The organism is Thiogranum longum (genome assembly GCF_004339085.1).
GTDB classification, from domain to species: domain Bacteria; phylum Pseudomonadota; class Gammaproteobacteria; order DSM-19610; family DSM-19610; genus Thiogranum; species Thiogranum longum.
In genome coordinates this window covers 1,036,198-1,047,698 of the sequence record NZ_SMFX01000001.1, presented here as the reverse complement: position 1 = coordinate 1,047,698, position 11,501 = coordinate 1,036,198, and the positions used below count along the sequence as shown (strand labels likewise).

Genomic DNA, 11,501 nt, shown 5'->3' with positions numbered 1-11,501 from the left:
ATTAATTCAATACACGCATAGCATGACCGCTGCACCGTGTTTTGTCACGTGCGACCCGTTCAGTGTCGCTTGCGCGCCGCGTGCTGTCTCGGCTTGCGGGATGAACGCTGTATTCGTTTCTCGGGTGCGGGTGCCACGATCACCGGCGTGTCCAGCCCGGCGGCTTCGTAGAGTGCTTTCATTTCATCGGCAAGCAGTGGCCGCGACTTCCCCTGGCGCAACTTGCGTTCCAGTATCACCGGACCGTAGCGCACGCGTGTCAGCCGGCTGACCTTGACGCCCTGTGATTCCCACAGTCGACGCACTTCGCGGTTGCGCCCTTCCTTGAGAATGACATGAAACCAGCGGTTGGCGCCACTGCCGCCGGATTCTTCAATGGCGGCAAAACGCGCCACACCCTCTTCCAGTTCGACGCCATCGACCAGCCGTTCCAGCATGGGCATGTCGACATCACCCAGCAGCCGCACGGCGTATTCACGTTCGATTTCCTGCGAGGGGTGCATGAGGCGATGCGCCAGTTCGCCATCGGTGGTGAACAGCAACAGCCCGGAGGTATTGATATCCAGCCGGCCGACACTGATCCAGCGGCCCTGGCGCGGCTTTGGAAGGTTGTGAAATACCGTCGGGCGCCCTTCCGGGTCATCGCGGCTGCTGACCTCACCGAGCGGTTTGTGGTAGACGATGACTTCCGGTGCGTCGCTGTTGGCCGGCTTGAGGTGCACACGGCGTCCGTCCACCACGATACGCTGGGTTTCGCTCACCTTCTGTCCCAGCTCGGCGCGCTGGCCATCGACTTCGACGCGACCTTCGCGAATCCACGCTTCCATCTGGCGTCGCGAACCCAGGCCGGCTTTCGCCAGAACTTTTTGTAAACGCTCTTCCATAGGGTGTGGAAACTAGTGAATGGTGCCGGGCGGGTCTTGGGTATCGACAGCCACCTGCACAACGGTTGCGGATTCGTCGTCTGCCTGAAGACCTGTATCATCCGATGCCGTCTCTTCGGCTTCGGTCTCCACAGCGGCATCTTCATTGTCGACGATTGTCAGATCCGGTGCGGCTTCCCCCGGCATGGCCAGTTCCAGTTCGGCGTTGATGGAATCAAAATCACGCAGCTCCATCAGGGTGGGCAGGTCATCCAGCCCCTTGAGGTTGAAGTAGTCGAGGAATTTTTTGGTAGTGCCATACATGGCCGGGCGGCCCGGTACATCACGATGACCGACCACACGCACCCACTCACGGTCCTGCAGGGTCTTCATGATCGAGCTGCTGACACTGACGCCACGGATGTCTTCGATTTCGCCGCGCGTGATCGGTTGCCGGTATGCAACCAGCGCCAGGGTTTCCAGCAGTGCCCGTGTGTAACGCTGCGGTTTTTCTTCGGTAAGGCGCGACACCCAGGGCTCCATGTCCTGCCCGACCTGGATACGGTAACCACTGCCGACCTGCACCAGCTCGATACCGCGCTCCGCGTAGTCTTCCTGGAGTGCCGTGATGGCGTCGCGGATCTGGTCACGTTCGGGTTTTTCACCGTCACCGAACACGGCAAGGATGTTGTCCAGCGTCAGCGGCTTGCCGGACGCCAGCAGCACGGACTCCACAATGTATTTGATACGTGTATCGCTCTCGCTCATAGCTTTCCTGTTCCCGTGTTCAGGATTCACCGGACACCGCCGGCAGTTCGTCTTCTTCCAGCACTGCGTGCGAACCCGCGGCCTTGATGTAAATGGGCGCAAAGGGCTCTGACTGCACCAGCTCGATGAGGGACTCCTTTATCAGTTCCAGTACTGCCAGCAGTGATACAACGACACCCATGCGTCCCTCTTCGACGGTAAACAGTTTGCCGAAGGGGGTGAAATCTTTTTCACCGATGCAGTCCAGGACCGCCGACATGCGCTCGCGAACTGACAACGGCTCCATCTGGATATGGTGACTGGTGAACATCTCGGCGCGCGTCATGGCCTCGCGCGCAGCAATCAGCAGTTCCTGCAATGAGACTTCCGGCGGCCTCGGCACAGCCTGTTTTTCGGGGCCGACCAGCTCCACCGGGAATACGTCGCGTCCCACACGGGGCAGGTGGTCAACATCTTCGGCAGCCTGTTTGTAGCGTTCGTACTCCTGCAGGCGGCGTACCAGCTCGGCACGCGGGTCGTCTTCCTCTTCGCTTTCCACCACGCGCGGCAACAACATGCGCGACTTGATCTCGGCCAGCATGGCGGCCATTACCAGGTACTCGGCGGCCAGCTCCAGCCGCAGGTCCTGCATCAGGTCGATGTAGTCCATGTACTGGCGGGTGATTTCGGCAATCGGGATATCGAGCACGTCGAGGTTCTGCCGGCGGATCAGGTACAACAACAGATCCAGCGGGCCTTCGAATGCCTCGAGAAAAACCTCCAGCGCATCCGGCGGGATGTAGAGGTCTTTGGGCAGTGTCGTGACCGCTTCGCCCTGCACAAAGGCAAACGGCATTTCGGCTTGTTCGGGAGTGTTGTCCTGTGGCGCCAGCGTGTCGGTCATTCAATAAGCCCTGATGATGTTGGAGGCATTGTAACACCCGTGGGGCTGTTGGAAACCGGACTGAATCGTAAACCCGTCATTCCGGCAACCCTCTCATTCCGGCGCAGGCCGGAATCCATGGCACGGGGCCACATGGATACCGGCCTGCGCCGGTATGACGGGTCAGGTTTACATTGCCGGTATGAAAGTTTAAGTGAAATTTCTCTAGTAATTCAAACCAATTACAGCTCTTACTTCAGCCATTGTCTCTTCCGCTACATCACGCGCAGCCTCTCCACCTTCACGCAGAATATTACGCACCAGCTGCGGGTCTTCCTCAAATTCGCGGGCACGTTCACGGATTGGCGCCAGCTCACTGCGTACGGCGTCGATGATCGGCTGTTTGCAGTCCAGGCAGCCAATACCCGCCGAGGTGCAGCCTTCGCGCACCCATTGCAGGCGGTTGTCGTCCGAGTACACCTGGTGCAGCTGGAATACCGGGCACTTGTCCGGGTTGCCGGGGTCGTCGCGGCGCACGCGCGCCGGGTCGGTAGGCATGGTACGCAGTTTCTTTTCCACTTCGTCCGGGTCGTCGCGCAGGGCGATGGTGTTGCCGTAGGACTTGGACATTTTCTGCCCGTCCAGGCCGGGCATTTTCGAGGCCGGTGTCAGCAGTGCCTGCGGTTCGGGCAGGATGATTCGCCCGCCCCCTTCAAGGTAGCCGAACAAGCGCTCACGATCACCCATCGCCAGGTTGCCCTGGCTGTCGAGCAGTGCGCGACCGGTGTCCAGTGCTTCGGTATCGCCCTGCTCCTGGTAGCGCTTGCGCAGCTCGCGATACAGTTTGGCGTTTTTCTTGCCCATCTTCCTGATGGCCGCGTCGGCCTTTTCCTCAAAGTCCGGTTCGCGACCGTAGAGGTGATTGAAACGGCGCGCCACTTCACGCGTCAGCTCGACGTGCGCGACCTGGTCCTCACCGACAGGCACAGATCCGGCGCGGTAGATCAGGATGTCCGCGCTTTGCAACAAGGGGTAACCGAGGAAACCGTAAGTCGCGAGATCACGTTCACGCAACTTCTCCTGCTGGTCCTTGTAGCTTGGCACCCGCTCCAGCCAGCCCAGTGGTGTAATCATGGATAACAGTAAATGCAATTCGGCGTGCTGCGGCACATCAGACTGCACAAATAACTTGGCGCTGGCCGGGTTGACGCCGGCAGCCAGCCAGTCGATGACCATATCCAGTACGCTGTCGCTGATGATCTGCGGGTCTTCGTAATGGGTGGTCAGTGCGTGCCAGTCGGCAACAAAGAAGTAACAGTCATATTCATGCTGCAGGTTCACCCAGTTTTTCAGTACACCGTGGTAGTGGCCAAGATGCAGGCGACCGGTCGGTCGCATGCCTGACAGTACCCGGTTATCAGTTGCGCTTGCCAAGGTCGATCAGCTCCTTAAAATTTCTGTATTCACGACATCAATGCATCCAGCAAACGCTGAAAGTCCCATACACGCAGACCGGAAGCCGATACCATAAGGCCCAGTACGAAGTTCATCATCGGCCGCATCAACCAGCCCAGTGACCCGGTCATCAGTAAAAAGATCAGTATCCAGAACCCATAGGGCTCGATACGTGAAAAAGGTATGGCATAGCGCGTCGGCAGCAGGCCGGTCAGCACGCGCCCGCCGTCCAGCGGTGGCAGTGGCAGCATGTTCAGGACAGCCAGCACGGTGTTGATCAGAATACCGGCCACGCCCATCAATAACAGGGGCAGTGCCATGCCGCTGTCTGCCGGCAGGCCCAGCGCCAGTCTCGCCACCAGCGCCCAGCCCAGACCCATCACCAGGTTGACGGCCGGCCCGGCAGCGGCAACCCACACCATATCCTGCTTGGGGCGCCGCAAATTACGCCAGTCGACCGGGACCGGTTTGGCCCAGCCGAACACAAAACCGCCAGGCATCAGCAACATCAGCCCGGGCACAACAATGGTACCGATCGGATCGACGTGGCGCAGCGGGTTGAGCGACAGGCGGCCCATCATTTCGGCCGTATGATCGCCGAACATACGCGCAACCCAGCCGTGAGCGACTTCGTGGACGGTAATCGCCAGTAACACCGGCAACAACCAGGCACTGACCTGCTGTACCAGCGTCAGGTCCTGCATAAAAACGGTTTGTAACATTTCAGGCAAATTCCTCGACCGGCCCTTTACCGTGGCGGGTCACTTCGGGTACATCGCCGGTCAGGTCGACTACCGTTGTTGGTTCGATGCCACAATGCCCGCCATCGATCACCAGATCAAGCTGGTGTTCGAGTTTTTCGCGGATATCTTCGGCATCGGTTTCGGGAAAGTCACTGCCGGGTAAAATCAGTGTCACGCTCATCACCGGCTGTCCAAGCTCGCCCAGCAGATCCGTCACGACATTGTGGGCCGGCACGCGGATACCGATCGTCTTGCGCTTTTTATGCTGCAAACGGTTCGGCACGACCGCGGTAGCACGCAGGATAAAGGTGTAGGGGCCCGGGGTATGTGACTTGAGAAAACGGTACGCATAATTACTGACGCGCGCGTAGTTGGCGATCTCCGACAGGTCTCGGCACAACAGGGTGAAATTATGTTTTTTGTCGAGGTGCCGGATGCGCTGTATACGCTCCACCGCCATCTTGTCATCAAGGTGGCATACCAGTGCATAACAGGAATCCGTCGGCACAGCGACGACTCCGCCCTCGCTGATAATCTGTGCAGCCTGCCGGATCAATCGTGGCTGCGGATTGTCCGGGTGTATCTCGAATAACTGACTCATGCGGTGACCGGCCAGCTATCCGCCTGCCAGATCGGCGTGCAGCCGTCCGGCAGTTCACGCAATCGCCCAAGCTCCACCCAGGGTTTTTCCGGGCCGTGATAATCGGAGCCACAGGAAGCGAGCAGGCCATGTGTCCTTGCCACTGCCGCCATGTGAAGCGTCTCATCCCGCGAATGACTGCCGGATACGACTTCGATACCCGCTCCGCCGGCTTCCTGGAATTCACTGACCAGCCGGTTAAGTTTGGTGCGTGTAAGACCGTAGCGCGCCGGGTGAGCGATGACCGGCAGACCACCGGCCTCGGTAATCCAGCGCAATGCATCTTCCATCGATGCCCACTGTCCACCTACAAAGCCCGGCTTGCCGCGCACCAGGTAGTGCCTGAAAACGTCACTCACAGAAGCGGCACGACCCGCCTCGACCAGGAAATGCGCAAAGTGGGTACGACTGAGAATGCCACCCTTGCAGTGGTTTTGCGCACCCTTCAGGGCACCGGCGATACCGCTCTTCTCTAGCTTGCGGGCAATCTCTTCGGCGCGCCATACCCGGTAGTCCTGCAATCCGACCAGCCCGTCGATTAATGGCCGGTAAGCGGGGCTGACATTCAAACCCAGCACGTGGATGGTCATGTGCTGCCAACTGACGGATATTTCCACGCCAGGTATAAGGGATAAGCCAGCCGCATCTGCAGCCACTTGCGCTTCAGCAAGACCGGCCAACGTATCGTGATCGGTCAGCGCCAATACATCCACGCCGGCCGCACGGGCCCTCTCCAGCAGCCCGGCCGGGGTCAGGGTACCGTCAGAAGCCGTTGAATGGCTGTGTAAATCGTAGCAAATGTCCATCCGGCCTATTGTACCGGAGCGCCGCCCCTGGCGCTTCCCCCTGCGTGAATACCGCCAATCCGGTATGATAATGCCCCATGTCATTACCCGATCCGACACTAGCCAACCTGCGTGAAGGCCTGTCCACCTGTCTTTCCGAGTTGCTCGACAGCTATGACCTGCAGCCTTCCGCACCTGCGGAGGAACCCGCCAGTCCGCCCGTACTGGTCGAGACCTTCAATCAGCTGTTCGATGCCATGCGGCGCACCGAATATGATGCCCGCAGCGGGAACCAACCCGCCGCAGATGCTGTCACTGAACTCGGCGAGTACGCACTGGGTTTGTTTGAAGAAACACTGGGCTGGGCCACCCGGCTCGGGCTTCCCGAGGTTCATCAGGATTTGCAGACGCATACCATCAGCATGGCACGCTGGATTGGCCGGCACGGTGGCGAAATACAGCTACTGGAACCTGTTGTCGACGCGCTTGCGCAACAGGCCAACACCATGTGTGCCCCGGATGAATTGTTGACCCTGTACCAGACCATGGGTGAAGTCATCGATGCTACGGCAGATTTCATCCGCGAGGACCTGGAAAAAGACAACCCGGGGCGGCCATGGCGGGTATTGCAGATGAACCGGGCCATTGTTGCAACACGGACACACCAGACTGATGCCATGGACACGGCCTTCCAGGCGCTGATCAGCCACCTGCCCCAGGACGCGCCAAAGTTCTTTTCAGAAGGCATGGAGCAGATGGACTTGCTAAACTACCCGCCCCATGTCCGCGAAGTCATGGATCGCTACTACCGCAAATGGAGCATCGACCGTACGCTGCACTGACAGCACGGATATTTGCCAGAACATGAGAGTACGAAAGTCACAATGAAGTTTCTTTACGATTTTTTCCCCATTCTGCTGTTTTTCATCGCCTACAAGCTGGGGGATATCTACACGGCAACAGCTGTCGCTATCGGTGCCGCCGCCATACAGACGCTGGTGTTCTGGATACGCCACCGCCGCTTTGAAAAAATGCACCTCATCACCTTCGGGTTACTGCTGTTCTTTGGTGGCCTGACCCTGTTCCTGCGTGACCCGGTATTTATTAAATGGAAGCCCAGTGTTGTTAACTGGCTTTTTGCCGCCGCCTTCCTCGGCAGCCACTGGATTGGCGAGAAACCCATCGTCGAACGTATGATGAGCCACGCCATCCAGGCACCGCACCCTGTATGGCTCCGCCTCAGCTGGATGTGGATCAGCTTTTTCATCAGTATCGGGCTGCTGAACCTGTATGTCGCCTACACCTTTTCGGAAGAAACCTGGGTCAACTTCAAGCTGTTTGGCATGCTCGGCATTACCTTCGCCTTTGTTGTCGGCCAGGGCTTTTACCTTGGGCGTTACATGATCGAGGAAGAATCCGGGGAAGAGTCCTGATGCTGTATGCCTTTATCAGCCAGGACAGGCCCGGCACGCTGGACAAACGCCTGTCGGCACGGCCCTCTCACGTGGAACGCCTTGAGGCATTACAAAACCAGGGCCGCCTGATTCTCGCCGGCCCGCACCCGGCCATCGACAGTGAAGACCCGGGCGCAGCCGGTTTTACCGGCAGCCTGGTGGTCGCTGAATTCGACTCACTTGAAGAAGCGCGCCAGTGGGCCGATGTCGACCCTTATGTCAGCGCCGGCGTTTACGAACGTATCGACGTCAAACCCTTTAAGAAGGTTCTCCCCTGAATGACAACTGAACGTATCAGCATGATTCGCGAGCGACTGGAAAAAACCTTTGCACCGCAGCAACTGAACATCCAGGACGAAAGTCACAAGCACGTCGGCCACGCCAGTGCCGGCGGCGCCGGTCACTTTGATGTCGAAATTATCTCGGATAGTTTTGAAGGAAAATCCCTGATACAGCGTCACCGTCTCGTCTATGACGCTGTCGATGATATTATGCATACAGAAATCCACGCCCTGAGTATCAAGGCGTCAACGCCGTCTGAAACCTCATCCTGAAACAAAACCACGACAAGGAAGAAACCATGAAACTTCGCTACCTGACACTTGCGCTGGCGCTTGCCGGCACACTGACAGCCTGTCAGAAACCTGCTGATGACAGCACCACTGAAAAGGCTGCCACGACACCCGCCGTCGCCACCGATGACAGCAAGGTTCTGGCCACGGTGAACGGCACGCCAATCACCGAAAACACCGTAAACCTGTATATGGAACAGCGTCAGCGCCGCTCACCGGGCAGCCCGACCGACAAGAAAGCGGTGCTCGAGGAAATCATCAGCCTCGAACTGGTCCGCCAGGACGGCCTGGCACAGGGCGTCGACAAATCGCCTGAAGTTCAGGCTCAAATCGATTTGCAGCGTCGTGCTGTAGTCGCTTCTGCCGCTTTCCAGCAACAGCTGGCGAAGAACCCGATCACCGACGAAGAACTGAAAGCGCTGTACGATGAAAAGGTTCAGACCGGTAATGAATACAAGGCGCGTCATATCCTGGTCAAAGACAAGGAGACAGCAGAAAAGCTGATCGGCGAACTTGACAAGGGTGCAGACTTTGCCGAACTGGCAAAGAAAAATTCCACCGGCCCGTCCGGCAAGAGCGGTGGCGACCTTGGCTGGTTCGCGCCCAAGTCGATGGTCAAGCCATTCAGCGACGCGGTTGTCGGTATGGAAAAAGGCTCCTATACAAAGGAACCGGTCAAAACCCAGTTTGGCTGGCACATCATTCTGCTTGAAGACTCGCGGCAGCCTTCACCTCCGCCCTTCGAGCAGGTGAAACCCCAGTTGGAAATGATGGTACGAAACCAGCGTGTGCAGGATTACATTCAGAGTCTGCGCGGAAAGGCTGATATTGAGATCGTGGAAATTGCCGTTGCCCCGGCGCCTGCCCCCACGCCGTTACCGGTAGCCCCGGCTGCAGACGAGCAGGCCAGTGAGGAAGGAGGTCAGGACGCTTCTGCTGACAGCACCACAGCAGGCGAAGACGCACCTGCCGCAACTGGCAACGGCTCCACTCCGTAAGCCTGAAACAAAAAAAGCCCGCCTCCCGTTAATAAGGAGGCGGGCTTTTTATTGCCCGGAATAATGGCCCACCGGTTCGGAAATGTCTCAGGAAGCAAACACCTTCATTGCTGCCTCGACAGCCACACCGGACTTGATTGGTGCCTTCATGTCGGTCAGCACAGCATCAAGCGCGCCCAGGCATAACAGAACATTCGTCTGGTTACTTGCAAAACCCATCAGACCGATACGCCAGATCTTGCCAGCCAGCGGGCCGAGACCGGCGCCGATCTCCAGGTTATATTCATTCAGCAGGCGCGACCGGACAGCAGCCTCATCCACACCATCCGGAATCGTGACCGAGTTCAGTTGCGGCAGGCGACATGCCTCGTCAACAACAAATGACAACCCCATCGCCTCGATACCGGCACGCAGCGCACTATGATTATGCTGGTGACGCTGGCAGGCATTCTCGATACCTTCTTCTTCCAGAATGACGAGCGATTCATGCAAACCGTACAGCGCGTTGATCGGCGCCGTGTGATGATAGGCACGTTTCGCACCACCGCCCCAGTAACCCAGTACCAGGTTCAGATCCATAAACCAGCTCTGCACCTTGCTTTTGCGATTCTGGATACGCTCGATGGCCGCAGGACTGAACGTCACAGGCGACAGGCCCGGCGTACACGACAGGCACTTCTGTGTACCGGAATACACCGCGTCCAGGCCCCACTCTGATACTTTCAACGGTGAACCGCCCAGCGAGGTGACACAGTCGGCAATAATCAGGCAGTCATGGCGATGAGCGATTTCGGCCAGTGTTTTCGCATCGGAAATTGCACCCGTCGATGTCTCGGCGTGAACAAAGGCAACAAGGCGGATATCCGGGTTCGCTTTCAGCGCTTCCTCGACCTTGTTCGGGTCGACCGGCTTGCCCCACTCATCTTCCACCATCACAGCGGTCGCGCCACAGCGTTCGACGTTTTCTTTCATACGACCACCGAACACACCGTTCTGGCACACCAGCACCGTGTCACCCGGTTCGACGAGATTCACGAAACAGGTTTCCATCCCGGCCGACCCCGGTGCTGACACCGGCATGGCCAGATCGTAATCGGTCTGGAAGGCGTAGCGCAGCAATACCTTCATATCATCCATCAGGGCAACGAACATCGGGTCAAGGTGGCCGATGGTCGGGCGTGACATGGCTTCGAGAACGCGCGGGTTAACGTCGGATGGACCGGGGCCCATCAGGGTGCGTAGCGGCGGGTGAAATGACTGGTGACTCATGGTTATTTTTCCTGTCCCGTAAACTTTAAGTCGCGCAGTCTAACATGCGTCAAGACCGGCGCAGCAAGGTTGAGGCGGTGTTTTCCCTACAATTAGCGCGGCAATCTCCCCTGGCGCAGGTGGTTTGAATTGCCCCGGGACTTGTTCAGTACGATATAGAGGGTAACTGAACACAATGGATCCCGTAATTCTGGCGCACACCGTAATCCATATTTATGGGCGATTGTCAGTCCTGCTTCGGCCAGAAGAAGACTTTCAGGAATATAAATATTCAGCGAAAGCGGACATTCAACGATCAAGGCAAGTGGCGGCGAAGCCGTCCACCTTGGCCGCCTAGTTATGAGTTTTCATTACCAAGCAACCGCTTAAGATGAACAAAAACCTGTATTGCACTCACAAGTAGTAACCAGAATAATGCAAACCATAATAACCATGCATCTTTAAGGAGCGCCGGGAGTATTAGCAAAGATATGCCTACAGCTAACGTGGCCATCACAGCAGGCCAGTAAATCCCCTTGATGCGATCTGGGTGTGGATTAATTAGCGTCCATATAGCGATAACTAATAGAATACAGCCAGCGATACCAGAAGGAATTATTACAACCGATTGTTTTTCCGCTCCTGCCTCCTCAAGTGCAAAGGCAAATAATGCAATCGCTACGGCACTAAGGGAAAACCAAAAGATAATCCACATACCTTGTTTCTCAATGTGAATTCGCCTCTGCTTAGCTGAATGACTAAATACACTCCACACCGTAGCCCAAGCAACACCCCAGATTGCTAGAATTATTGTTACCCATCCAAGTGTTATAACTCTTCCTTCCATTTGGCTACGACTCATAATAGTGGTATTAACGAGACCCCGTGTCTCGTTATACATTTTTAGACGCTACCCGCCTCACGCCCAACCCCTAATTCTGGCTGCAACATATAGTGAGTTAACCGCATAAATTTGTTGTAATTACATCAGCTCGAATGAATTCCTGGCACTCGACCTGTTTTGGCAACTATTTCATCCGGTTCTCAGGCGTGAGACACAAACTGTTGACAATTCACTTAGCCATCAGATCCAAAGAGTGGATATTGAACACA

Annotated in this window: 14 protein-coding genes; 5 read left to right on the top strand and 9 right to left on the bottom strand. The window is 57.0% G+C overall.

Features of this window, described 5'->3' with window-relative positions; genetic code table 11:
* Window positions 1-59: 59 nt before the first annotated feature.
* The 7 genes from rluB to DFR30_RS05245 all read right to left on the bottom strand — a co-directional run bounded on the left by rluB (window position 60) and on the right by DFR30_RS05245 (window position 6,137).
* Window positions 60-884 carry a 23S rRNA pseudouridine(2605) synthase RluB gene (rluB, locus tag DFR30_RS05275; RefSeq protein ID WP_132971666.1) on the bottom strand — a complete coding sequence of 275 codons (825 nt, stop codon included), beginning with the start codon at window positions 882-884 and terminating at the stop codon, window positions 60-62.
* Window positions 885-896: 12 nt separating this feature from the next.
* Window positions 897-1,631, bottom strand: coding sequence for an SMC-Scp complex subunit ScpB (gene scpB / locus DFR30_RS05270; protein WP_132971665.1), 735 nt, complete (start codon window positions 1,629-1,631; stop codon window positions 897-899).
* Between the two features lie 19 nt (window positions 1,632-1,650).
* The gene (locus DFR30_RS05265) at window positions 1,651-2,514 is read right to left on the bottom strand and encodes a segregation and condensation protein A (protein ID WP_132971664.1); all 864 of its coding nucleotides are present in this window, start codon (window positions 2,512-2,514) and stop codon (window positions 1,651-1,653) included.
* A 204-nt stretch (window positions 2,515-2,718) separates the two neighbouring features.
* Entirely contained in the window at window positions 2,719-3,927 is a 1,209-nt protein-coding gene (locus tag DFR30_RS05260; RefSeq protein ID WP_132971663.1) for a tryptophan--tRNA ligase, read from the bottom strand.
* Between the two features lie 29 nt (window positions 3,928-3,956).
* On the bottom strand, window positions 3,957-4,670 hold the full coding sequence (locus DFR30_RS05255) for a site-2 protease family protein (RefSeq protein WP_243640681.1): 714 nt from the start codon (window positions 4,668-4,670) through the stop codon (window positions 3,957-3,959).
* 1 nt (window position 4,671) lies between these two features.
* A complete protein-coding gene (locus DFR30_RS05250; protein ID WP_132971662.1) occupies window positions 4,672-5,292 on the bottom strand; it encodes an L-threonylcarbamoyladenylate synthase in 621 nt (206 codons plus the stop codon).
* Entirely contained in the window at window positions 5,289-6,137 is an 849-nt protein-coding gene (locus DFR30_RS05245) for a PHP domain-containing protein (RefSeq protein ID WP_132971661.1), read from the bottom strand. The genes DFR30_RS05250 and DFR30_RS05245 overlap by 4 nt, the downstream gene beginning before the upstream one ends.
* 77 nt (window positions 6,138-6,214) lie before the next feature.
* Between DFR30_RS05245 and DFR30_RS05240 the strand changes: the two genes are divergently transcribed.
* The 5 genes from DFR30_RS05240 to DFR30_RS05220 are packed head-to-tail and all read left to right on the top strand — an operon-like array spanning window position 6,215 to window position 9,140.
* A complete protein-coding gene (locus DFR30_RS05240) occupies window positions 6,215-6,958 on the top strand; it encodes a hypothetical protein (protein ID WP_132971660.1) in 744 nt (247 codons plus the stop codon).
* Window positions 6,959-7,000: 42 nt separating this feature from the next.
* On the top strand, window positions 7,001-7,549 hold the full coding sequence (locus DFR30_RS05235; protein WP_132971659.1) for a septation protein A: 549 nt from the start codon (window positions 7,001-7,003) through the stop codon (window positions 7,547-7,549).
* A complete protein-coding gene (locus tag DFR30_RS05230) occupies window positions 7,549-7,848 on the top strand; it encodes a YciI family protein (RefSeq protein WP_132971658.1) in 300 nt (99 codons plus the stop codon). The genes DFR30_RS05235 and DFR30_RS05230 overlap by 1 nt, the downstream gene beginning before the upstream one ends.
* Window positions 7,849-8,124: a BolA family protein gene (locus DFR30_RS05225; RefSeq protein WP_132971657.1), complete on the top strand. Its 276-nt coding sequence runs from the start codon at window positions 7,849-7,851 to the stop codon at window positions 8,122-8,124.
* A 26-nt stretch (window positions 8,125-8,150) separates the two neighbouring features.
* A complete protein-coding gene (locus tag DFR30_RS05220; protein ID WP_132971656.1) occupies window positions 8,151-9,140 on the top strand; it encodes a peptidylprolyl isomerase in 990 nt (329 codons plus the stop codon).
* 87 nt (window positions 9,141-9,227) lie between these two features.
* Here the strand turns inward: DFR30_RS05220 and DFR30_RS05215 are convergent, their stop codons facing one another.
* Together DFR30_RS05215 and DFR30_RS05210 are read right to left on the bottom strand one after the other, a co-directional pair.
* Window positions 9,228-10,409: a pyridoxal-phosphate-dependent aminotransferase family protein gene (locus DFR30_RS05215; protein ID WP_132971655.1), complete on the bottom strand. Its 1,182-nt coding sequence runs from the start codon at window positions 10,407-10,409 to the stop codon at window positions 9,228-9,230.
* A gap of 337 nt (window positions 10,410-10,746) precedes the next feature.
* Window positions 10,747-11,235: a hypothetical protein gene (locus DFR30_RS05210; protein WP_132971654.1), complete on the bottom strand. Its 489-nt coding sequence runs from the start codon at window positions 11,233-11,235 to the stop codon at window positions 10,747-10,749.
* Window positions 11,236-11,501: the final 266 nt, after the last annotated feature.